This is a genomic window from Streptomyces sp. NPDC044106, from assembly GCF_056433985.1.
This window is the reverse complement of sequence record NZ_JBWKFZ010000012.1, coordinates 218,723-241,096: the sequence shown is the minus strand read 5'-3', so window position 1 is coordinate 241,096 and position 22,374 is coordinate 218,723. Positions and strand designations below refer to the sequence as shown.

General features: G+C 73.1%; 16 protein-coding genes. 11 read left to right on the top strand and 5 right to left on the bottom strand.

What is annotated here, in order from left to right:
* Positions 1–390, bottom strand: a complete 390-nt coding sequence (locus AC07DI_RS23480; RefSeq protein ID WP_384257088.1) for a hypothetical protein — start codon at positions 388–390, stop codon at positions 1–3.
* Positions 391–531: 141 nt separating this feature from the next.
* Here AC07DI_RS23480 and AC07DI_RS23475 point away from each other — a divergent pair, with 141 nt between their 5' ends.
* The 7 genes from AC07DI_RS23475 to AC07DI_RS23445 all read left to right on the top strand — a co-directional run bounded on the left by AC07DI_RS23475 (position 532) and on the right by AC07DI_RS23445 (position 9,598).
* The gene (locus AC07DI_RS23475; RefSeq protein WP_478905970.1) at positions 532–3,672 is read left to right on the top strand and encodes an alpha-N-acetylglucosaminidase; all 3,141 of its coding nucleotides are present in this window, start codon (positions 532–534) and stop codon (positions 3,670–3,672) included.
* A 109-nt stretch (positions 3,673–3,781) separates the two neighbouring features.
* The gene (locus tag AC07DI_RS23470; RefSeq protein ID WP_478905969.1) at positions 3,782–4,285 is read left to right on the top strand and encodes a tetratricopeptide repeat protein; all 504 of its coding nucleotides are present in this window, start codon (positions 3,782–3,784) and stop codon (positions 4,283–4,285) included.
* A 72-nt stretch (positions 4,286–4,357) separates the two neighbouring features.
* Positions 4,358–6,265: a hypothetical protein gene (locus AC07DI_RS23465; protein ID WP_478905968.1), complete on the top strand. Its 1,908-nt coding sequence runs from the start codon at positions 4,358–4,360 to the stop codon at positions 6,263–6,265.
* 74 nt (positions 6,266–6,339) lie between these two features.
* On the top strand, positions 6,340–7,254 hold the full coding sequence (locus tag AC07DI_RS23460) for a metal-dependent hydrolase (protein WP_478905967.1): 915 nt from the start codon (positions 6,340–6,342) through the stop codon (positions 7,252–7,254).
* A gap of 1 nt (position 7,255) precedes the next feature.
* Positions 7,256–8,326, top strand: coding sequence for a PDR/VanB family oxidoreductase (locus AC07DI_RS23455; RefSeq protein ID WP_478905966.1), 1,071 nt, complete (start codon positions 7,256–7,258; stop codon positions 8,324–8,326).
* A 31-nt stretch (positions 8,327–8,357) separates the two neighbouring features.
* Entirely contained in the window at positions 8,358–9,074 is a 717-nt protein-coding gene (locus AC07DI_RS23450) for a TetR/AcrR family transcriptional regulator (protein ID WP_478905965.1), read from the top strand.
* A complete protein-coding gene (locus AC07DI_RS23445) occupies positions 9,071–9,598 on the top strand; it encodes an N-acetyltransferase family protein (protein WP_478905964.1) in 528 nt (175 codons plus the stop codon). Before AC07DI_RS23450 ends, AC07DI_RS23445 begins: the two co-directional genes overlap by 4 nt.
* Before the next feature lie 33 nt (positions 9,599–9,631).
* Here AC07DI_RS23445 and AC07DI_RS23440 read toward each other — a convergent pair whose 3' ends face one another.
* Positions 9,632–11,269, bottom strand: coding sequence for a SpoIIE family protein phosphatase (locus AC07DI_RS23440; RefSeq protein WP_384257070.1), 1,638 nt, complete (start codon positions 11,267–11,269; stop codon positions 9,632–9,634).
* A 444-nt stretch (positions 11,270–11,713) separates the two neighbouring features.
* Here AC07DI_RS23440 and AC07DI_RS23435 point away from each other — a divergent pair, with 444 nt between their 5' ends.
* Together AC07DI_RS23435 and AC07DI_RS23430 are read left to right on the top strand one after the other, a co-directional pair.
* Entirely contained in the window at positions 11,714–13,354 is a 1,641-nt protein-coding gene (locus AC07DI_RS23435) for a glycoside hydrolase family 13 protein (RefSeq protein WP_384257068.1), read from the top strand.
* 134 nt (positions 13,355–13,488) lie between these two features.
* A complete protein-coding gene (locus AC07DI_RS23430; RefSeq protein ID WP_478905963.1) occupies positions 13,489–14,340 on the top strand; it encodes a phosphatase PAP2 family protein in 852 nt (283 codons plus the stop codon).
* Between the two features lie 47 nt (positions 14,341–14,387).
* On the opposite strand, the gene AC07DI_RS23425 is transcribed toward AC07DI_RS23430, so the two are convergent.
* Together AC07DI_RS23425 and AC07DI_RS23420 are read right to left on the bottom strand one after the other, a co-directional pair.
* Entirely contained in the window at positions 14,388–15,608 is a 1,221-nt protein-coding gene (locus AC07DI_RS23425; protein ID WP_478905962.1) for an eCIS core domain-containing protein, read from the bottom strand.
* Positions 15,609–15,797: 189 nt separating this feature from the next.
* Complete coding sequence (locus AC07DI_RS23420; RefSeq protein WP_478905961.1) at positions 15,798–18,791, bottom strand: bifunctional [glutamine synthetase] adenylyltransferase/[glutamine synthetase]-adenylyl-L-tyrosine phosphorylase; 2,994 nt, start codon at positions 18,789–18,791, stop codon at positions 15,798–15,800.
* Positions 18,792–18,923: 132 nt separating this feature from the next.
* Between AC07DI_RS23420 and AC07DI_RS23415 the strand changes: the two genes are divergently transcribed.
* A complete protein-coding gene (locus tag AC07DI_RS23415) occupies positions 18,924–19,361 on the top strand; it encodes a VOC family protein (protein WP_478905960.1) in 438 nt (145 codons plus the stop codon).
* Positions 19,362–19,428: 67 nt separating this feature from the next.
* On the opposite strand, the gene AC07DI_RS23410 is transcribed toward AC07DI_RS23415, so the two are convergent.
* Positions 19,429–20,790, bottom strand: a complete 1,362-nt coding sequence (locus AC07DI_RS23410; protein WP_384257058.1) for a glutamine synthetase family protein — start codon at positions 20,788–20,790, stop codon at positions 19,429–19,431.
* 338 nt (positions 20,791–21,128) lie between these two features.
* On the opposite strand from AC07DI_RS23410, the gene AC07DI_RS23405 reads away from it, so the two are divergent.
* Positions 21,129–22,355: a globin domain-containing protein gene (locus AC07DI_RS23405; RefSeq protein ID WP_478906023.1), complete on the top strand. Its 1,227-nt coding sequence runs from the start codon at positions 21,129–21,131 to the stop codon at positions 22,353–22,355.
* Positions 22,356–22,374 lie beyond the last annotated feature (19 nt).

Here is a 22,374-nt window from a genome sequence, read left to right as displayed (position 1 = left end):
TCATCCCATGCGGTGACCGTGGTGGCCCCCGCCGTGCCTCCCCGCGGCGTCCACCACGGTCCCGCCGAGCCGTCCGCGCAGCGCCGCGATGTCATCGGCGCCGCCGACCGCCACCCACGTCCCGCCGACGAGGTACGTACCCCCGTAGTCGTTCGCCTCGTCGAGCCATTCGGCCTGGCCACGGCTGTTTGTAAAGGTTACGAGGACGTAGCGCCGGGCACCGTTCTGACAGGTGGCCTGGCGCAGTTCGGCCGCGTCCTTCCGGATCTCGGGCCTGCACCCCGCCTCCGCCGCCAGCTGCTCCAGGCTGCCGCTCGCCGTGTCCGGTGTGCCGTCACTCCCCGAGCCGCACCCCATCACCATCCCCATCAGCAGCCCTCCCACAGCCATGCCCGAAAACGCGCTCCGTGCTGCCCTCATCGGCACACCAGCCTCTCCCGGCGACTTGAACACGCCATCTCCCTCTCCACCGTTGAGCACGGGGGGCGGCACGGATACCGTGCGCCGCAGCCTTCACCTCAGGGGGTACACATGTCCGAACTGTCCCGACGTTCCGTGCTCGGCACCGCCGGCGCGCTCAGCATCGGCGCCGCCGTCGGCGGGGTTCCGCTGCCGGCCCACGCCGCCGATGGCCCCACAGGACCCACGGGACCCGCAGGGGGCCCCGCCTTCGATACGTATTCCGCGCGCTCCGCGCTCAACAGACTCCTGCCGCAGCACGCGGAGCAGATCCGTCTCAGACTCGTCCCGGCGCGGGACGGCGAGGACCGCTTCCGGGTCACCGGATCCACCGGCCGGATCGAGGTCTCCGGCACGACGCCCGCCGTCCAGCTCACCGGCGTCCACTGGTACCTGAAGTACGTGTGCGGGGCCCATATCACCTGGAACGGCAGCCAGTTGGACCTGCCTCGCAGGCTGCCCGCGCCGTCCCGCCCGCTGGAACGTTCCACCTCGCTCCCCCACCGGTTCGCCCTCAACGACACCAACGACGGGTACACCGCGCCGTACGCCGACTGGACGTACTGGGAGCGGATGATCGACGTACTCGCGCTGCACGGCTGCAACGAAGTCCTGGTCATCGCGGGCGCCGAGGCCGTGTACCACCAGGTCCTGCCGGAGTTCGGCTACTCCGACACGGAGGCCAGGGCCTGGCTGCCCGCCCCCACCCACCAGCCCTGGTGGCTGCTGCAGAACCTCTACGGGTACGGCGGCCCGCTCTCCGAGCAACTCATCGCCGACCGCGTGGGGTTGGGCCGCCGCATCGTGGGGCGGCTGCGGGAGCTCGGCATCGCCCCGGTCCTCCCCGGCTACTACGGGAACGTGCCCGCCGGGTTCGTCGAGCGCAACGGCGGGGACGCCCACGTCGTGCCGCAGGGCGTCTGGCACGGGTACCGGCGGCCCGACTGGCTCGACCCGCGCACCGCCGCCTTCGCGGAGGTCGCCGCCTCCTTCTACCGGCACCAGGAGCGCCTCTTCGGCCCGGCCGACCACTTCAAGATGGACCTCCTGCACGAGGGCGGCACCGCGGGCGACGTGCCCGTGCCCGCCGCCGCCAAGGGCGTGGAAGCCGCCCTGCAGAAGGCGCGGCCGGGGGCCACCTGGGTGATTCTCGGCTGGGAGGCGAACCCGCTGCCCGCGCTGCTCGACGCCGTCGACAAGAAGCGGATGCTGATCGTCGACGGGGTCTCGGACCGGTACGCGAGCGTGACCGACCGGGAGCGGGACTGGGGCGGGACCCCGTACGCGTTCGGGACCATCCCCAACTTCGGCGGGCGCACGACGATCGGGGCGCGCACCCACGTCTGGAACGAGAAGTTCTTCGCCTGGCGCGACAAGGCGGACAGCGCACTGGTCGGTACCGCATTCATGCCGGAGGCCACCGACCGGGACCCCGCCGCCTTCGAACTCTTCTCCGAGCTGGCCTGGACCGAGGACCCGGTGGACCGGGACGCGTGGTTCTCCTCGTACGCCGACTTCCGCTACGGCGGGCGCGACCATGACGCACGGGCCGCCTGGCGGGCGCTGAACGACACCGCCTACCAGCACACCGCCGTCGAGCGCAGCGACGCGCACGACTCGCTGTTCGCCGCCCGGCCCGACCTCGCCGCCGCCCGCGCCGCCGAGTACGCGCCGCGCGCCCTGACCTACGACCCGGGCCGCTTCGACGCCGCGCTCGCCGGGCTGCTCGACGTGCGCGGCTCGCTGCGCGAGAACGCCGCGTACCGCAACGACCTGGTGGACGTCGCACGCCAGGCCCTCGCGCACCGCAGCCGCCAGCTCCTGCCGCAGCTGCGGACGGCGTACGCGAGGAAGGACCGGGAGACCTTCACCGCCCTGTCAACGCTGTGGCTGCGGCTCATGCGGCTCGCCGACGAGGTGACCGGCACGGCCCCCGCCTTCCTGCTCGGCCCCTGGGTGGCGGCCGCCCGGCAGATGGGGACGAACGACGCGGAGCGCACCGAGTTCGAGCGGACCGCGAAGGTCCTGATCACCGTCTGGGGCGACCGCGCCACGTCCGACGGCGGCCGGCTGCACGACTACGCCAACCGTGAGTGGCACGGCGTCATGGGTGACTTCTACGTCCCGCGCTGGCAGAAGTGGCTCGACGAGCTGGCCGACGCGCTCTCGGCCGGCCGGGCGCCGAGGGCGGTCGACTGGTTCGCGTTCGAGGAGCCGTGGACGCGGGAGCGGAAGGACTATCCGCTGCGGCCCGTCGGCTCCTCGTACCGGACCGCCTCCCGCGTGCGGGACGTCCTGGCGCGGGCGCCCTACCAGGGCACCCTGACGGTCACCGCGGAGCCGGCCACCCTCCCGCCGGGCAGCTCGGCCCGCGTGGAGGCCGTCTTCCGCAACGTCAACGGGCTGCGCGCCACGGGCCGCGTCGACTTCACGTTGACCGGCATCGACGCGGAGCCGAAGGGCCCCGTCTCCCTGTGGCGGGTCGCGCCCGCGGGGACGGGGAAGGTCGCGTGGCGGGCCCGCACGCCCTCCGACAGGCCCCTGGACCGGCCGCTGCGGCCCCTGCCGTACGAGCTCGCCGTGGAGTACGGGCCCGCGGGCGAACCGCGGGTGCGGTCCGTCCACGAAGGCACGCTCTTCGAGGCGGGGCCGCTGAGCGACGCGTGGAAGACGTACACGAACAACGGCGCCGTCTTCGGGGAGCTCGACGGGCGGTACGGGATCCACGGCGGCGGGGCGGACCTGTGGAAGGGGACGACGGAGTTCGGGGCGCTGTACCGGGAGGGGGTGCTGCGGGACGGCGTGTCGGTGACGGTGCGGGTCGACACGCAGGCGGTCACCGGGCCGTGGGCGCGGGCCGGCATCATCAGCCGCGCGGCCCTCGGCACGCCCGGCTCCCGCGGATTCGTCGACCTCGCCGTCACACCGGCCAACGGCGTCGTCCTCTCCTACGACACCAACGGCGACGGCACGCTCGACACCTACCAGCGGCTGACCGGCATCGACGCGCCGGTGCTGCTGCGCCTCTCCCGCGAGGGCGCGTCGTTCACGGGAGCCTGCTCCACGGACGACGGCGCGACGTGGCGGACGGTGGCGACGGTGAGCGTGGCCGGGGCGGTGGCGGCGCAGGACGCGGGGATGTTCATGAGCGCGACGAACGGCGGGGACGGGGAGCGCGGCCTCGTGGAGTTCAGCCGGTGGGAGGTCGCCTAGCGGCACTCGTCCGGCGGGGGGCGTCGTAGCTGTCGGTGCGGCGGTTGGTGACGCCCCCCTGCCGGAAAAATCGCGTGACGGGAAGCCGCGCGCGTGTGAGGGTGGGGCCGTGAACGACGACTGGGAGAAGCGGCTCGCGGCGGCCTGGGACGAGCTGGACGGCTACGGCGAGGACGAGGGCGGTGAGTTCCGCGCTCTGATCGACCGGCTGGTGGCCGAGCTTCCCGAGAACGACCCCGTCGGAGCCTTCGAGCGTGCCTGCGCCTTCGACTCCACCGGCCACTCCGACCGCGCCGTGCCTCTCTACCAGGAGGCGCTGGACCGCGGACTGCGGGGCTACCGCAGGCGCCGCACCGTCATCCAGCTCGCCAGCTCCCTGCGGAACACGGGCCGCGCCGAGGAGGGCGTCGCACTCCTGACGCCCGAACTCGACGCGCCGAGCGACGAGTTGGACGACGCCGTCCGCGCCTGCCTGGCCCTGTGTCTGGCGGACCTCGGCCGCGAACGCGAGGGACTCGCCCTGGTGCTCGGCGTCCTCGTGCCCCATCTCCCGCGCTACCAGCGGTCGATGGGCAACTACGCCCGCGCGCTCGTGGAGGACGTTCGCTCCTAGGGCCTCTCCGCAGGCGCGGCCCAGAGGTGACCATCCGAGGATTCGCTCGTTTTGCTGAACGTGTCGTCGAATGTGCAGTCTCACTCGAAGTCCCCGAACGCCAGCGGTCCCGCCCCCGTCGTCGACGTGGAGCAGGCCGAGGCCGCCCTCGTGGAGCACTACCCGCGGCTCGTCCGGCTGGCCTACCTGGTGCTGCCGCCGAGCCTCGGCCGCAACCGCCGGGTCCTGACCGCCCACGCCCTCACCCAGCGCGCCCTGCCCCGCACCCGCAGGACCGCGGGTGCGGCCGTGGTCCCCGCGCAGCGCGGCCACGGGCCCCAGGGCGACCCCGGATACGCGTACGTACGCCTGCGGGTGCTGCGCGGCGCCCTCGACGCGGGGCTGCCGCTGCGGTGGACCGCCTGGCCCAAGCGGGCCCAGCTGCCGCCGCTCCTTCCGCAGGTGCGCGGGCTGCGGCTCTTCCCGCGCTCGGGCGGCGCCGACGAACTCGCCCTCGACCAGCGCCTCGCCGCCCTGTCCTGCGCCGGCCGCGCCGCCTACGTCCTGCGCGGTCTTGAGGAGCTCGACGAGCCCGATGTGTGCGCGGTGCTGTCCGCCGCCGGCTGCGACGACCCGGAGGACGCGCTCGACGAGGCCGACGAGGTCGAGGACCGGTACGACCTGCTCGCCTCCACGGAGTTCGACCCCTGCTCCCTGCATGCCAGGCCCACCGACCTGATGCGGCGCAGGCAGCACATGAAGGCCGCGGGCGTCGCCGCCGTCGCCGCGCTGGTGTGCGGGGCGCTGCTCGGGCTGCCGGGAGAGGGCTGGGGACCCGACGGCGCCGCCGCGCCCCCGTACGCGCAGAACCCGGCAGGGCAGGCCGCCCTCGATCCGGGGCAGCTGACGGTGGCCACCGCGTCGGCGTGGAAACGTTCCTCGCGCACCGACTTCACCACGTGGCCCGCCCGCGGCAATCTGATCGGCGACAAGGAGCTGCTCCGGCGCGCCCTCGCCGTCTGGGCGCGGCCCGGCGAGTCCGTGCAGGTCTCGGCGACCCCGGGCACCCCGGCCGGCGCCCCGCCGGGACCCGCCCAGCTGCTCTTCGCCGGTGACGTCGACTCCGCGCGCGTGGTGCTGCTCTACGACGGCCTGCGCATCGCGCGGTACGCGGAGCCGCGCGAGGGCACCGGCGGTGCCGCGCTCGACTTCGCACGGGTGGACGGCGCGACCGGCACCGAGGCGAACGCCGTCGTCGTCGACCGCGCCGACGGGAACATCCGCTACCTGACCGCCCCCTGGGTCAGGTCCGTTTCGGTGCAGGACCTGCTGAAGCCCGCCTCGAAGGCCGTCGCCCTGCACCGCTCGAAGGACGGCGTCACCGACCCCTTCACCGGCCCGGTGCAGACCGGGCGGTGCACGTCGTGGAACGCGCTGCGGCTGCGCGACGACTCCGGCGCCGTCCGCATGTCGACCGACCTCGGCGAGCTCGTCCCCGCCCATCTGACCGCGGGCCGCCCCGCGGCCCCGCGCGAGGCCACGCCCGCCGAGTGGTCGAAGTCGGCCTGCTCCCTGGCGTCGGTGAGCTCGCACGGCGTACGCACCGTGAACTCCTGGACGTACGCCCGTCAGCCGCTGCCCGAGGGCAACGGCACCGCCGACTGGGTCTGCACCCGCGCCGAGACGTGGCGGGGCGAGGGCACCCGGATCCTCGCCCAGTTCCAGCCGGCCGACGGGCCCACGGGCGCCGTCGCCGCGAAGGCCGAGGACTCCCCCGCGTGCGGCGGCCGTGACCCGCGGGTCCTCGCGGGGGTGCGCTGGAAGTCCCGCGCGGGCGGCTGGTACCTCCTTGCCGCCGCCAACAAGGAGGCCACGTCGATCGTCGCGACGGGCGGCGTACGGGTGCCGGGCAACGTCCTCGCGACGAGGACGAAGCGGGACGCGGAGACCAGCCTGACCGCCACCCTGCCGGACGGCGGCAAGCTGAACCCGCTGCGGTAGCGCCGGGGCGCCCTGTCCGAAGTTCCCCTCCCGGACCCCTGTACCGCCGAACTACCGCTCAGTACATTGACGCCATGTCTAATACGCAGAGCCGGGTGCCCGAGCCCGTCGCGTCCGAGCGCATACCGCTCAAGGCACGCAACGTCTCCTTCTCCTGGGAGAACACCCCGCTCCACTGGCTCCCGGACGACCCGTTCACCACGCACACCATCAACGTGCTGCATCTGCTGCTGCCCGCGGGTGAGCGCTGGTTCGTCCACGTCTACAAGCAGGTCCTGCCGCTCATCCGCGACGAGAGACTGCGCGAGGACGTCATCGGGTTCATCGGCCAGGAGGCCATGCACTCGCAGGCCCACGACGAGGTCCTGCCGCACCTCAAGGAGCAGGGGCTCGACCCGACGCCGTACACCGCGCAGGTCGACTGGCTCTTCGAGAAGCTGCTCGGCGACCGGACCCTGCCGCCGGGCAGGGCCCGCAAGTGGTGGCTGATGGAGCGCGTCGCGATGATCGCGGCCATCGAGCACTACACCGCGTTCCTCGGCGACTGGGTGCTGAACGCCGACGAGCTGGACCGCAGGGGCGCCGACCCGACGATGCTCGACCTGCTGCGCTGGCACGGCGCGGAGGAGGTCGAACACCGCTCCGTCGCCTTCGAGGTGTTCATGCACGTCGACGGCGGCTACCGGCGCCGGGCCAGGACCTGGGCGACCGCGTTCGGCGCGCTGGTCTTCCTCTGGCAGCGCGGGGCCCGGTTCTTCATGGCGAACGACCCGACGCTCACCGGCGGCAAGGCGTCCTTCAAGGACTTCTACCGCAGCGGCAGGGCGGGGACGCTGCCCACCACCGGCGACATGATCCGCTCCATACCCCGCTACCTCAGCAGGGATTACCACCCCTCGCGGGAAGGCAGCACCGAGCAGGCCGTCGCCTACCTCGCCTCCTCGCCCGCCGCCGTCGCCGCCCTCGCGGCCGAGAAGGGGGCCCTCTGACATGCCCCGCATCCGCACCGTCGCCCTCGTCGCGGGCGCCGCCCTGCTCACCCGGCGGGCCCTGCGCCGCCGCGTCGATGCGTCCCCGCTGTGGCCGCTGCCCGCCCTGGAGGAGCCGGTCTCCGGACGGCCACGCTCCCGGGCGCTGCGGCTCCTCGTCACCCGGCACGAGAGCGTCGCCGACGGCGTCGTCCAACTGCGCCTGGAGGGCGCCGACCTGCCGCCGTGGACCCCCGGCGCCCATCTCGACCTCGTGCTGCCCTCGGGGCTCGTACGGCAGTACTCGCTCTGCGGCGACCCCGAGGACTCCTCCTCGTACACCGTCGCGACCCGGCTGATCACCGCAGGACAGGGTGGCAGGGGCGGCTCGCGTGAGGTGCACGAGCGGCTCCGGGAGGGCGCCCGGGTCGAGGTGCGCGGGCCGCGCAACCGCTTCCCGCTCGCCGACGCGACGTCGTACGTCTTCGTGGCGGGCGGCATCGGCATCACGCCGATCCTGCCCATGCTGCGGGCCGTCGAGGCCTCCGGGGCACCGTGGCGGCTCCTGTACGGCGGGCGCTCTCGCTCCTCGATGCCGTTCCTCGAAGAGGTCCAGAAGCTCGGCGGCGCCGGGCGGCAGCGGGTGACCGTCGTCGCCGAGGACGAGGACGGCCTTCCCGACCCGGCCGCCTTCCTCGACGGCGCCCCGCGGGGCACCGCCGTCCACGTGTGCGGCCCCGAGCCCCTGATCGACGCCGTCGAAGCCGCCCTGCCCGACGGGTGCTCGCTGCACCTGGAACGTTTCACGCCCCGCACCGACAGCGAGGGCAATGCCGCCTTCGAGGTCGAACTGCGGCGCAGCGGCCGCACGGTGGCGGTCGCCGCGGACACCTCGGTGCTCGCCGCGGTCCGCGCCGAGCTGCCGGACACCGCGTACAGCTGCGAGCAGGGGTTCTGCGGGACGTGCCAACAGCGCGTCGTGGAAGGGGAGATCGACCACCGCGACGAACTCCTCACGGACGCCGAGCGGAGCGGCTCCATGCTCATCTGCGTCTCGCGGGCGCGCGGGGGGCGGCTCGTGCTCGACATGTGAGACACCGGGTTCTGCTCGGTAAGGTGTTCGCATGACAACCGGGGTGCGCCGCAGGATGGGTGTCGAGGAGCGGCGGCAGCAGCTGATCAAGGTCGCGCTCGAACTGTTCAGCCACCGCTCGCCCGACGACGTCTCCATCGACGAGATAGCGGCGGCCGCGGGCATCTCGCGCCCGCTGGTCTACCACTACTTCCCCGGCAAACTCAGCCTGTACGAGGCGGCGTTGCGCCGGGCGGCGGAGGATCTGGCCGACCGGTTCGTGGAGCCGCGCGAAGGCCCCCTCGGGGCGCGGCTGCTGCGGGTGATGGGGCGCTTCCTCGACTTCGTCGACGAGCACGGCCCCGGCTTCTCGGCGCTGATGCGCGGCGGCCCGGCGGTCTCCGCGGGGGGTGCGTACGCACGCGCGGCCGTCTCGACGACGAACGCGCTGATCGACTCGGTGCGGCAGGCGGCGTACGACCAGATCCTCACGCACCTGGGCGTCACCGATCCGCCCGCCCGGCTCGAACTGGTGGTGCGGTCCTGGATCTCGCTTGCCGAGTCGACGGCGCTGATCTGGCTGGACGGCCGCCGCATCCCGCGTGCGGAGCTGGAGTTGCAGCTGGTGCACGACTTCGCGGCGCTGACCGCGGTGAGCGCCGCGTACGACGAGGAGATGGCGGATCTGCTGCGCACCGTCCTCGCCTCGGAGCCCGCCGACGGCCCGTTCGCCGAACTGATCGGGCGGCTGGTTACGCTCGCCCCATGACCACCGCACGCCTGACCGTCCGCCCGGCGACGGACGCCGACATCGACACGCTCGTCTCCCTCTACGAGGGCGCGGCCCGCTGGATGGCGGAGCGCGGCATTGCCCAGTGGCAGCCGGGCGCCAAGGACGAGCGGCACTTCCGCCGGCTGATCGGATGCGACTGTGCACAGGTGTGGCTCGCCGACGACGGGGACGAGGGGAACGCCACCGGGGCGTACGAGCTCTGGTGGTCCGACGAGCAGGCGTGGGGCGTCCAGCCGCCCGTCGCCGGGTACGTGCACCGGCTGATGACACGCCGCGGCGCGCCCTCGGGGACGGGCCGCGAGCTGCTCAGGGACGCCGAGCGGCGGATCGCCGCGGCGGGGCGCGGGCTGGCCCGCCTGGACTGCGTGACGTCCAACCCCCGGCTGCGCACGTACTACGAGGAGGCCGGCTACACCGTCGTCGGCGAACTGCGGGACAAGCGCGCCGCGGACGGCGGCTCGTACGGCGTGCTGCTCCTGGAGAGGCCGCTCGGCCCGTAGCGCTGCAAGGACAGGGGTTTCAAAGACAGGCTCTCAGGAGCCGTCCGCGCGCAGCCGCATCGCGAGGAGTGCGATGTCGTCGTCGCGGTCGTGGCCGAGGCAGGCGAGCAGCGTGTCGCAGAGGGCGGTGACGCCGAGCGGCGCGCCGGCCGCGACGGTGCGCAGCTGCTCCATGGAGACCGCGAGGTCCGTGCCGCGGGTCTCGATGAGCCCGTCGGTGACCATGAGGAGCCGGTCGGTGGGGAGCAGGACCGTCTCGGTGGGCGGTGGCCGGTCCAGGCCGAGGCCGAGCAGCGGGCCGCTCGCCCTGAGGTAGGCGGCGGTGCCGTCGTCGCGGACGACGAGGGGCGGGATGTGCCCGGCGTTGGCGACGCGGGTGTGTCCGCCGGCCGGGTCGGTGAGGACCAGGCAGAGGGTGGCCGTCACCTCGGGGTGGTAGCGCTGCAGCATCTTGTCGAGGCGGCTCGCGAGCGTGCCGGGGTCGGGGTCCTCGACGCAGTAGGCGCGCAGCGCGTGCCGGATCTCGACCATCACGGTGGCGGCGTCAAGGGAGTGGCCGACGACGTCGCCGATGCCGGTGAGGAGGCCCTTGGAGGTGTCGAGCGCGGCGTAGAAGTCGCCGCCGATCTCCGTGTCGCGGGAGGCGGGTTCGTAGCGGACGACGACTTCGGTGCCGGGTGTCTGCGGCACGTGCGCCGGCAGGAAGCTGCGCTGGAGGGTCAGGGCGATGTGGCGCTCCACCTCGTACATGAGCAGGCGTTCCGCGGCGACCGCGGTGGCGTGGGCGAGCCGTCCCATGAGGCGCCCGGTGTCGGCGGGCAGCCCCTGGGCGTACGCGGGGACGGCCAGGCACACCGGCGCGCAGCCCTCGCGGGCGCGGGCCAGGGCGAGCCGGGCGCCGTCGGGCGCTCCGGTGGCGTCGGGCCGTTCGGCGTGGAAGAAGCCGGGCGGCCACAGGGGTGCGCGGACGACGGTGTCGCGCACGCCCACGCGGCCCGACATGTCGCGCTGGATGAGGCGGGCGACCGCGGTGTGCGCGCCGTCGTCGGGCAGGGAGGCGGCGGTCCTGCGCCGGGACAGGCCCAGGTGCAGCTCGCCGTTGTCGCCGAGGACGAACGCGGCGGCGGGGCCGAGGGTGAGGCGGGCGGTGCCGGCCGCGGCGGCCTCGGCGAGTTCGCGCGGGCAGCGCGCCGACTGGACGTCGAGGATGGTCTCGGCGAGCCGGGTCAGGTGTCCCGCCTGGGTCTCGGCGTCGCAGCGGTGGCGCGCCCCGCGGGCGGCTGCCCGCACGACGGCCTGGATCTCCTCCGGTTCGGCGGGGACCGTCAGGTAGGCCTCGCCGCCCGCGTCGAGGCCGCGGCACCGGTCGGCGGGGGCCGTCCGGGCGGCCGAGAAGTGCACGACGGGCAGAGCGGCGTAGGGCGGCATCTCCTTCATCCGGCGGCACAGTTCGAAACCGCTCATGTCGGGCAGCCCGACGTCGACGAGTGCCACGTCGGGCAGTTGCCCGGTGCGCCTGCGCGCGTCGAGCTCGATGAGGGCCTCGCGCGCGCTCGCGACGAGAACGACGCGGTGACCGTCCCTGCGCAGGACCGCGCCCAGTGCGTATCGGCCGGCGGCGACGTCGTCCACCACCAGGACCGTAATGCCTGCCTTGTCGTTGACGCTCACTCGTGGCCCCTTTGGGGCTGGTGGGGCGGACCCCCGTTGGGCCCGCATCACCAAATTAGCGCCCCGACGGGCGCTTCGGGGAATGATGACGCCGCTGCGACCGGGACCGGTGAAGATCCCGGAACCTTTCCCGAACACGGCGCGTATGAGGTTAAGATCCGCGCCGCCCGGCGACGGGGCACCGTCGCGTACGCACTGCGTACGCGCTTTCGGCACCCGTTCGGACCCGCCGTCCGCGGGGTGTGGATCCCGCGCGGACGCGGGTAGGCGTGCGGCATGTGCCCGATGCGGCGGACAACCTCGTGACCTTCGCGTTCCGCGCGGCGTTCACCCAGGTGTCAGGACCGCCGCCGGCGCCACCGCCCACCGAATCGAGCCCCTTCGGCACCAGCCACCACAGCCGCCACCCCGCCCTCGCAATTCCCCGCACTTACAAGGGATTTCATGACCCAGAACGCCACCGCCGCGCCCGCCGCCACCGACTCCGCGCCCGCACCGCGGTGGTGGCGCGACGCGGTCATCTACCAGGTCTATCCGCGCAGCTTCGCCGACGGGAACGGCGACGGCATGGGCGACCTGCCCGGCATCACGGCCCGCCTGCCCCATCTGCGCGACCTGGGCGTGGACGCCGTCTGGCTCTCCCCCTTCTACGCGTCGCCGCAGGCCGACGCCGGCTACGACGTGGCGGACTACCGCGCCGTCGACCCGGTGTTCGGCACCCTCACCGACGCCGACGACCTCATCCGCACGGCGCACGCCCTCGGCCTGCGCGTCATCTTCGACATCGTGCCCAACCACTGCTCGGACCGGCACGAGTGGTTCCGGCAGGCGCTGCGCGACGGCCCCGGGTCACCGGCGCGCGACCGCTTCCACTTCCGCCCCGGCAAGGGCGCCGGCGGAGAACTCCCGCCCAACGACTGGGAGTCCGTCTTCGGCGGCCCCGCCTGGACCCGCGTCGAGGACGGCGAGTGGTACCTCCACCTCTTCGCGGCCGAGCAGCCCGACTTCAACTGGGACCACCCCGCCGTCCACGAGGAGTTCCGCTCCGTCCTGCGGTTCTGGCTCGACATGGGCGTCGACGGCTTCCGCATCGACGTCGCGCACGGCCTGGTCAAGGCGTCGGGCCTGCCGGACATCGGCCACGGCGAGCAGGTCAGGCTGCTCGGCCGGCAGGACGTGCCGTACTTCGACCAGGACGGTGTACACGCCATCTACCGCGACTGGCGCGGGATCCTGGAGGAGTACGGCGGGGAGCGCATCGCCGTCGCCGAGGCGTGGACCCCGACGGTCGAGCGCAGCGCCCGCTACCTGCGCCCCGACGAGCTGCACCAGGCGTTCAACTTCGAGTACCTGACGACCGGCTGGGACGCCGCCGCGCTGCGCGCCGTCATCGACCGCTCGCTGGCCGCGATGGACTCCGTGGGCGCGCCCGCCACGTGGGTGCTCTCCAACCACGACGTCGTACGCCACTCCACGCGCTTCGGCGACGGCGACGAGGAGCGGGGCCTGCGCCGGGCGCGGGCGGCCACGCTGCTGATGCTGGCGCTGCCCGGCTCCGCCTACCTCTACCAGGGCGAGGAGCTGGGGCTGCCCGAGGTCACCGAGCTGCCGGACGAGGTGCGTCAGGACCCGGCGTTCTTCCGCGGCTCGGGGCAGGACGGCACGCGGGACGGCTGCCGGGTGCCGCTGCCCTGGTCGGGACAGCACGCTCCGTACGGCTTCGGGCCCGTCGAGGGCGGCCCGAGCTGGCTGCCGCAGCCGGACTCCTGGCGGGACCTCTCGGTGGCGGCGCAGACCGGCGACCCGGCGTCGACGCTGGAGTTCTACCGGCGCGCGCTCGCCGTGCGCCGCGCCCACCCGGCCCTCGGCGCGGGCCGCGGCATCACGTGGCTGCCCTCTCCCGACGGCGTGCTCGCCTTCCGCCGCAGCGGCGCCGACGGCACCTTCGTCTGCACGGTGAACCTCACGGCGTCGCCGGTGGCGCTGCCCACCCCCGGCACGTTGCTGCTCGCGAGCGCGGAGGTCGGGCCCGGCGCCGCGGAGAGCGTGCTCCCGCCGGACTCGACGGCATGGTGGACGACCTGAGACGTCCCAGACGGCCCAGGCGCCCCTAGGGCCGCACCGGGTGGCGGCCTCGTTCCTGCGGCGTAGAGAATGCGGCCCGAACCCGACCAGGGGATGATCGGTCGAAGGGTGTGGATCTGGCAGACTCTGTCCCTATGGGTGAGACGACCGTGACGACACTTGAGGACGGGCAGAAGCCCGCCGCATCACCCATCGCGGGCGAGCGGGACGACCGCAGTGGGCGGACCTTCGCACGTCGTCTGAGCCGTCTCCGTACGCCCCGCCGCCCCCGGCTGTGGTTCGAGATCCTGCTGATCGCGGTGAGCTACTGGACGTACTCGCTGATCCGCAACGCCGTGCCGGAGCAGAAGTCCGCGGCCCTGCGCAACGCGGACTGGATCTGGCGGGTCGAGCAGGACCTGGGGATAGCGGTCGAGCAGAGCGTCAACCACGCCGTGGACTCGGTGACATGGCTCATCGTCGGCATGAACTACTACTACGCGACGTTGCATTTCGTGGTGACGCTCGGTGTCCTCGTCTGGCTCTTCCGCAGCCATCCCGGCCGGTACGCCGCCGCCCGCCTGGTCCTCTTCGCGACGACGGCGGTGGCCCTGGTCGGCTACTACCTGTACCCGCTGGCGCCGCCCCGCCTGATGAACGGCACGCACTTCATCGACACCGTGATCGTCCACCACACCTGGGGCTCCATGGCGTCGGGCGACCTCAAGAGCATGTCGAACCAGTACGCGGCGATGCCGTCGATGCACATCGGCTGGTCCCTGTGGTGCGGCCTGACGATCTTCGCCCTGGCGTCGGTGCCGTGGGTGCGGGTGCTCGGCCTGCTCTACCCCACGGCGACGCTCGTCGTGATCGTGGCCACGGCCAACCACTTCTGGCTCGACGCGGTCGGCGGCATGCTCTGCCTGGCCTTCGGGTTCCTGGTGGCGCGCCTCTGGTACGGCGCGCTGCCGTACGCGCTGGCGCGCGAGGTCGCGGTCAGGACGTAGGGCGTGCGCCGGGCGCCGCCCCCGACCCCCTGACCCCCCGACCCTTCCTAGCCGAACGACTCGTCGCCGTCCCACTTCACGTGCACGACCTCGGGGGCGAGGCCGTGGACCACCGCGCGGCCGACGTCCTTCTTGAACTGGTCGATCGTGCCCTGGATGCCGCTCAGCGGGTACTTCGCCTCCAGTGCGGCGATCAGTGCCTCCGCCGAGACGCCGACCGTGCGGGCGAGCTGCGCGGTGTTGGCGGACCGGTTGTTCCAGCCCTTGGCGTTGTTGCGGCCCACGTGGATGGACTCCTCCGCGGTGATGCTGGAGGCGCCGGCCTCATGGATCAGGTTCTGGCCGGCCACCGGGCGGGCCGTCAGGTGGAAGAGCGAGCCCTTGATCGTCGCCGAGGACTCGCCCGTCTTGCGGTCCCTGACCTCGCCGCCGCTGGTGAGCATCACATTGAGGTGGACGGCCAGCTGGGCCGTCGCCTTGCCGTCGCTCACGCTCACCGTCACGGGCCGCGAGATGAGATTGTTGCCGCCGTTGTTCCGGCACTCCCGGCCGAACTGGAATCCGCCGAGCGTACGGTCCTGGCCAACGATGATGTCCAGGAGCTGGTTCCAGTCGACGCGGGGGCCCACCTGGGTGTCACCGACGCGCTGGACGGCGGTCGCGCGCTGCGCCGTCGCCGTCGCCGTCCCGGCGTGCGCGTGTGCTTGGTGGGCGTGTGCCTCGTGCGCGTGTGCCTCGGGCGCCGGTCCGGAGAGGACCCGGTGGGCGTTTGCCTCGGCCTCGCGTTCGAACCGGTCGGACGGGTCGGACACCCGCAGCCCGTTGCCGTGATCGGTGCCTGCGACGGGCCCCTGGCGCTGCTGGATGACGTGCGTCAGCTCGTGGGCGAGCGTATGCCGGTCCGCGCCGCCGTCGCCGATGACGACATGGCTGCCGGAGGTGTAGGCGCGGGCGCCGACCTCCGCCGCGGAGCTCTTCGCCGCGCTGTCGTCGTGGACGCGGACGTCGGAGAAGTCCGCGCCGAGGCGCGCTTCCATGTCGGTACGGGTGGCGGGGTCGAGCGGCCGCCCGCCGCTGCGCAGCACGTCGTGGACGGTGGAGCGCTGCACGGCCTCGGCGACGGCGGCGTTCCCCGCGGTGCGCTGCAGCGCGCGGATCTCCTGGGCCGACATGCCCCCGGCGCTCGACGGGGTCGCGGCGGCGCGGGCCGGCGCGCGGCCCGCGACCTTCTCCCCGTCGGCGGATCGGGCGGTTTCGCGGGCGCGCATGGGGCCTCCAGGGACACGGACTCTGAACCCTTCCTGGATACGCCACCGAGGCGGCATCGGGCCAGGTGCGCGAGGGCAGCGTTGGGTGCCTGATGGGGCAGCGCGGGGCGCCGGGCGGCCACGCCGGCACCTCGGCGGGAAGGGGGCGGCCGGGCTCGGGGCGCCGGGCGGCCACGCCGGGAAGGGGGCTCAGGCCCCGTAGAACCGTTCCTCCACCACCGCCCGCGCCCGCCGCGTGATCCGCCGGTAGTCGTCCAGCATGTCACCCACGTGGCCGGTGTCGTACCCCAAGTAGCGTGCCACGGCGGCCAGTTCGCGCCCGTCGGAGGGGAAGGTGTCCCCGGCCCTGCCGCGTACCAGCATCACCGCGTTGCGCACGCGTGTGGCGAGGACCCACGCCTCGTCGAGGATCGCCGCGTCGTCCGTGGGGATGAGCTTCGCCGCTCGGGCCGCCGCGAGGGCTTCACGGGTGCGGGTCGTACGCAGCCCCGGCTCGGCCCAGCCGTGCTCCAACTGCAGGAGCTGGACGGTCCACTCGACGTCGGAGAGGCCGCCGCGGCCCAGCTTCGCGTGCAGCGTCGGGTCCGAGCCGCGCGGCATCCGCTCCGCCTCCATGCGGGCCTTGAGCCGACGGATCTCCCGGATCGCGTCCTCGCCGAGACCCTCCGCCGGATAGCGCAGGGGGTCGACGAGGTCGATGAAGGCGCGGCCGAGCTCCTCGTCACCCGCGACCGGTTCGGCCCGCAGCAGCGCCTGGGACTCCCAGACGAGGGACCAGCGGCGGTAGTACGCCTCGTACGAGCCCAGGGTGCGCACCAGCGGACCGCTCCTGCCCTCCGGGCGCAGGTCCGCGTCGATGAGCAACGGCGGGTCGGCGGAAGAAAGTTGCAGCAGTCGGCGCATCTCGGAGACGACCTTGGCCGCGGCCTTCGCCGCCTCCTGCTCGTCGACGCCCTCGCGCGGCTCGTGCACGAACAGGACGTCCGCGTCCGAGCCGTAGCCCAGCTCGTGGCCGCCGAAGCGGCCCATGCCGATGACCGCGAAACGGGTGGGGAGCAGGCCGCCCCAGCCCTCTCGGACGACCGCGCGCAGCGTGCCCGCGAGGGTAGCGGCCGTCAGGTCCGAGATCGCACCGCCCACCCGGTCGACGAGCGTGCCGGGGTCGGCCTCGGCGGGGCTCTCCTCCGTACCGTACGAGCCGATGAGGTCCCCCGCGGCGGTACGGAACAGCTCTCGGCGCCGCACGCCGCGCGCCGCCGTCACGGCCTGCTCGGCGCCGTCCGCGCGGCGCACCGCCGCCAGTATCTCCTGCTCCAGGTGGGCGCGGCCGCGCGGTTCGAGGCCGCGGGCGTCACCGAGCAGGGCGACCGCCTCGGGGGCGCGAAGCAGCAGGTCGGGGGCGAGGCGGCCGGCGGAGAGGACGCGGGCGAGGTTCTCGGCCGCCGCGCCCTCGTCCCTGAGGAGCCGCAGGTACCAGGGGGTCTTGCCGAGCGCGTCGGAGACCTTGCGGAAGCCGAGGAGGCCCGCGTCGGGGTCGGCGGAGTCCGCGAACCAGCCGAGCAGGACCGGCAGCAGGGTGCGCTGGATGGCCGCCTTGCGGGAGACCCCGGACGCCAGCGCCTCCAGGTGCCTGAGGGCGGCGCTCGGGTCCGCGTAGCCGAGCGCGATCAGCCGCTCGCGGGCCGCCGAGGTGCTCAGCCGCGCCTCGCCCGGGGCGAGTTGGGCGACGGCGTCGAGCAGCGGCCGGTAGAAGAGCTTCTCGTGCAGCCGGCGCACCACGGAGGTGTGCCGCTTCCACGCGCGGCTCAGCTCGGTGATCGGCTCGGTTCGCATGCCCAGGGAGCGGCCGATGCGCCGCAGGTCGGCGTCGCCCTCCGGCACGAGGTGGGTGCGGCGCAGCTTGTAGAGCTGGATGCGGTGTTCGAGGGACCGCAGGAAGCGGTACGCGTCGTCGAGCTGGGCCGCGTCCACGCGCCCCACGTAGCCGCCGACGCCGAGCGCCTGCAACGCCACGAGCGTCGACCCGCTGCGGATCGAGGGGTCGCTGCGCCCGTGCACCAACTGCAGCATCTGCACGGCGAACTCGACGTCCCGCAGGCCGCCGGGCCCGAGCTTCAGCTCCCGGTCGACCTCGCCCGCCGGAATGTTCTCGACGACCCTGCGGCGCATCTTCTGCACGTCGGCCACGAAGTTCTCGCGCTCGGCGGCGTGCCAGACGAGGGGTGCGAGGGTGGCGACGTACTCCTCGCCGAGCGCGAGGTCGCCCGCGACCGGGCGGGCCTTGAGCAGCGCCTGGAACTCCCAGGTCTTCGCCCAGCGCTGGTAGTACGCGAGGTGGCTGGAGAGCGTGCGCACCAGCGGGCCGTTCCTGCCCTCGGGGCGGAGGTTGGCGTCGACGGGCCAGATGGTGCCCTCGACGTTCGTCTCGGAGCAGATGCGCATCATGTGCGAGGCGAGCCGGGTCGCGGCCCGCAGCGCCTTGTCCTCGTCGGTGCCCTCGGTGGCCTCGCCGACGAAGATGACGTCGACGTCGGAGACGTAGTTGAGCTCGTGGCCGCCGCACTTGCCCATCGCGATGACGGCGAGCCTGCACTGCGCGGCGTCGTCGGGGGCCGCCGCGCGGGCCATCGCGAGGGCCGCCCGCAGCGTCGCCGTCGCGAGGTCGGCGAGCTCGGCCGCCGCCTGGGCGACGTCCGTGGTGCCGCACACGTCGCGCGCCGCGATGGAGAGCAGGCAGCGGCGGTAGGCGACGCGCAGCGAGACGGGATCGGTGGCCTCACCGAGCCCCCGCTCGAACTCCGCCACGCCCGGATGCAGGTCGGCCGACTCGTACGTGGCGAGCGCCTGCCAGTCGCGGGGGTGGCGGGCCAGGTGGTCGGCGAGGGCCTCGGAGGCGCCGAGGACGGCGAGGAGCCGGTCGCGCAGCGGCTTGGCGGTGACGAGGGTGTCGAGCAGCTCCCGCCGGCCGAGGTCGTCCTCCTGGGCCTCCACGAGCCGGACGAGGCTCAGCAGCGCCAGGTCGGGGTCGGCGGTGGCGCCGAGCGCGTCCAGGAGCAGCGGGTCGTTGCGTACGGCGCTCAGCGCGGGATCGTCCAGGAGCCGCTCCGCCGCGGACGGGTCGGTGAAACCGTGCCGCAGCAGCCGGGTGAACGTACTGCTGCGTCGTCCTTGCGGCACCGTCATGCCGAGCCTCCGTTCGATCACCTCTCGGCCCGAGCCTACGGCCTGAGCGACGGACTCGGCGCCCCCGCGGCCGGGCGCGCCACCTTGCCCGTAGCGCTGACAGCGGCCCGGCGCCCTGCTGTACTGCGGCTCATGGAATACACACTCGAGGTGATCCCGCTGCCCGTCAGCGACATCGACCGCGCGATGGAGTTCTACCGCGACAAGCTGGGCTTCCACGTGGACATCGACACGGAGGTCATGCCGGGCATGCGCATCGTCCAGCTGACCCCGCCGGGCTCGGGCTGCTCCATCGCCCTGGCGGGCGACGCGCTCTGGCAGACGATGGCGGGCCCGAAGCCGCCCGCCGGCTCCTACCAGGGCCTGCAGCTGTGCGTGGCCGACGCGAAGGCGGCCCACGCCGAGCTGGTCGCGCGCGGACTCGACGTCTCCGAGCCGGTGCAGCACGCCCCGCAGGACGGCGGCACGTTCATGTACTTCAAGGACCCGGACGGCAACGGCTGGTCGATCCAGGAGTACCGGGTCCGCGCGACTACGCCGCTGCGGGAGGCGATCGTTCCGAAGGCTTGAGGTCGCGCCGCCGGGCGGGGCCCGGAGAGACGCCGCGGTGTCGGCGCCCTCCTCGCCCGGCCCGCGCCTACAGCACCGGCAGGTTCTTCCGCAGCTCGAAGGCCGTGACTTCCGACCTGTACTCCTCCCACTCCTGCTTCTTGTTGCGGAGGAAGAAGTCGTAGACGTGCTCGCCCAGTGTTTCCGCGACCAGTTCCGACTTCTCCATGAGGGCGATCGCCTCGCCCAGGTTCTGCGGGAGCGGCTCGATGCCGAGGGCTCGGCGTTCCGCGTCGCGCAGGGCCCATACGTCGTCGTCGGCGCCCGGCGGGAGTTCGTAGCCCTCCTCGATGCCCTTGAGGCCGGCGGCGAGCAGGACCGCGTAGGTCAGGTAGGGGTTGGCGCCGGAGTCGATGGAGCGGACCTCGACGCGGGCCGAGCCGGTCTTGCCGGGCTTGTACATCGGGACGCGGATCAGCGCGGAGCGGTTGTTGTGGCCCCAGCAGATGTACGAGGGGGCCTCGCCGCCCGCGCCCGCCGTGCGCTCGGAGCCGCCCCAGATGCGCTTGTAGGAGTTCACCCACTGGTTGGTGACCGCCGAGATCTCCGCGGCGTGCCGCAGCAGGCCCGCGATGAAGGAGCGGCCGACCTTGGAGAGCTGGTACTCGGCGCCCGACTCGTAGAACGCGTTGCGGTCGCCCTCGAAGAGGGAGAGGTGCGTGTGCATGCCCGAGCCCGGGTGCTCGGAGAACGGCTTCGGCATGAAGGTCGCGTTGACCCCCTGCTCCAGCGCGACCTGCTTCATCACCAGGCGGAACGTCATGATGTTGTCCGCCGTGGAGAGCGCGTCCGCGTAGCGCAGGTCGATCTCCTGCTGGCCGGGCGCGCCCTCGTGGTGGCTGAATTCCACCGAGATGCCCATGGATTCGAGCATCGTGATCGCCTGGCGGCGGAAGTCCATCCCGACGTTCTGCGGGGTGTGGTCGAAGTAGCCGGAGTTGTCGGCGGGGGTGGGCCGCGAGCCGTCCAGCGGCTTGTCCTTCAGGAGGAAGAACTCGATCTCGGGGTGGGTGTAGAAGGTGAAGCCCAGGTCGGAGGTCTTGGCCAGGGCTCGCTTGAGGACGTAGCGCGGGTCCGCGAAGGACGGTGAGCCGTCCGGCATCAGGATGTCGCAGAACATCCGGGCCGTGCCGGGCGCCTCCGCGCGCCAGGGCAGGACCTGGAACGTCGACGGGTCCGGCTTGGCGATCATGTCCGACTCGTACACCCGGGCGAATCCCTCGATCGCCGAGCCGTCGAAGCCGATGCCCTCGTCGAACGCCTGCTCCAGCTCGGCCGGGGCCACGGCCACCGACTTCAGGAAGCCGAGGACATCCGTGAACCACAGGCGTACGAACCGGATGTCGCGCTCCTCCAACGTACGGAGCACGAATTCCTGCTGCTTGTCCATCTTCCGCTTCCACCCATCCTTGCTGGTCAGGCCACCTGCACCCGGCTCCCGGGACGCACCGGGCACACGAGCATCCCATTACTCGGTTTCGCGCACGTTGCGGATGCCGTACCGCGGCGCTCCGAGCCGTACCGCGGCGTTCCGATCCGTGCCGCTCGCCGCTCCCTGCCCATAGTGCCTGCTCGACGGCCCGGCCGTAACGGCGGCGGGTGCCTCGGCCGGTCCACGCAGGAGTCACCCCTCTCGCTATAACTTGCATTTCAGATGCTAATTTGAGTCCCGAAACAGACAAGGGGGGCACAAACCTCCCGTACCTCTCCGTCCTTGAGGAGTCCACGTTGCTGTCCGAGCAGTCAGCCGCGACCGTCCGCGCCACGCTTCCCGCCGTCGCAGCGGCCATCGGCGACATCACCGAGCGCTTCTACGACCGGCTCTTCACCGCCCATCCGGAGCTCCTCAAGGACCTGTTCAACCGCGGCAACCAGGCGGCAGGGACCCAGCGCCAGGCTCTCGCGGGCTCGATCGCCGCCTTCGCCACCCACCTGCTGGAGCGCCCGGACGAGCGGCCCGACGTGCTGCTTGGCCGCATCGCGCACAAGCACGCCTCGCTCGGCGTGGCGCCCGGCCAGTACGAGACCGTGCACCACCACCTCTTCGCCGCCATCGCCGAGGTGCTCGGCGACGCGGTCACACCCGAGGTGGCCGCCGCCTGGGACGACGTCTACTGGCTCATGGCCAACGCCCTCATCGCCATCGAGGCCCGCCTCTACGCCGGGCACGGAGTCGCCGCGGGCGACGACACCTGGCGGGAGTGGGAGGTCGTCGACCGCGTCGAGGAGACCGCCGACGTCGCCACTTTCCGGCTCCGGCCCGCCGACGGGGCACCCGCGCCCAAGTTCCGCGCCGGGCAGTACGTGTCCGTGCAGGTCCAACTCGACGACGGGGCACGGCAGATACGTCAGTACAGCCTGTCCGGAGGCGTCGGTCCGGGTCATGAGGTGCGGCAGATCAGTGTGAAGCGGGTGCGCGGGGGCGCCGGGGTCCACGCGGCACCCGAGGGTGAGGTCTCGAACCACCTCCACGCGCGCGTGCGACACGGCGACGTGCTGCGGCTGTCCCCGCCGTACGGTGACCTCGTCCTCGACGCGGCGGACACCAGCGTCCCGCTGCTGCTCGCCTCCGCGGGCATCGGCGTCACCCCGATGATCGCCATGCTGGAGCAGCTCGCCGGCGCCGGGCACCGCGGGCCCGTCACCGTCGTGCACGCCGACCGCTCCCCCGCCGAGCACGCCCTGCGCGCCGACCACACGGCGTACACCGCCAAACTCCCGGACGGTACCGCCCACTTCTTCTACGAGCGGCCGGACGCGGGCCACCCCGACTCCCTGACGGGCCGCGTCGACCTGGCCGCGCTCCCCGCGATCGCGGCGGGCACGCGCGCGTACCTGTGCGGTCCGCTGCCCTTCATGCGGGCGGTACGTTCCCAGCTGATCGAGCGCGGGGTCGCCGCCGCCGACATCCACTACGAGGTGTTCGGGCCCGATCTTTGGCAGGCGCGGGCGTAGGGGTGGGGTTGGTAGCGGG

What these genes read in the sequence shown, in the direction of transcription:
- AC07DI_RS23480 (WP_384257088.1), bottom strand. Translation starts at nt 390, where the DNA reads ATGGCTGTGGGAGGGCTGCTGATGGGGATGGTGATGGGGTGCGGCTCG.
- AC07DI_RS23475 (WP_478905970.1), top strand. Translation starts at nt 532, where the DNA reads ATGTCCGAACTGTCCCGACGTTCCGTGCTCGGCACCGCCGGCGCGCTC.
- AC07DI_RS23460 (WP_478905967.1), top strand. Translation starts at nt 6,340, where the DNA reads ATGTCTAATACGCAGAGCCGGGTGCCCGAGCCCGTCGCGTCCGAGCGC.
- AC07DI_RS23455 (WP_478905966.1), top strand. Translation starts at nt 7,256, where the DNA reads ATGCCCCGCATCCGCACCGTCGCCCTCGTCGCGGGCGCCGCCCTGCTC.
- AC07DI_RS23450 (WP_478905965.1), top strand. Translation starts at nt 8,358, where the DNA reads ATGACAACCGGGGTGCGCCGCAGGATGGGTGTCGAGGAGCGGCGGCAG.
- AC07DI_RS23445 (WP_478905964.1), top strand. Translation starts at nt 9,071, where the DNA reads ATGACCACCGCACGCCTGACCGTCCGCCCGGCGACGGACGCCGACATC.
- AC07DI_RS23435 (WP_384257068.1), top strand. Translation starts at nt 11,714, where the DNA reads ATGACCCAGAACGCCACCGCCGCGCCCGCCGCCACCGACTCCGCGCCC.
- AC07DI_RS23430 (WP_478905963.1), top strand. Translation starts at nt 13,489, where the DNA reads ATGGGTGAGACGACCGTGACGACACTTGAGGACGGGCAGAAGCCCGCC.
- AC07DI_RS23425 (WP_478905962.1), bottom strand. Translation starts at nt 15,608, where the DNA reads ATGCGCGCCCGCGAAACCGCCCGATCCGCCGACGGGGAGAAGGTCGCG.
- AC07DI_RS23420 (WP_478905961.1), bottom strand. Translation starts at nt 18,791, where the DNA reads ATGACGGTGCCGCAAGGACGACGCAGCAGTACGTTCACCCGGCTGCTG.
- AC07DI_RS23415 (WP_478905960.1), top strand. Translation starts at nt 18,924, where the DNA reads ATGGAATACACACTCGAGGTGATCCCGCTGCCCGTCAGCGACATCGAC.
- AC07DI_RS23410 (WP_384257058.1), bottom strand. Translation starts at nt 20,790, where the DNA reads ATGGACAAGCAGCAGGAATTCGTGCTCCGTACGTTGGAGGAGCGCGAC.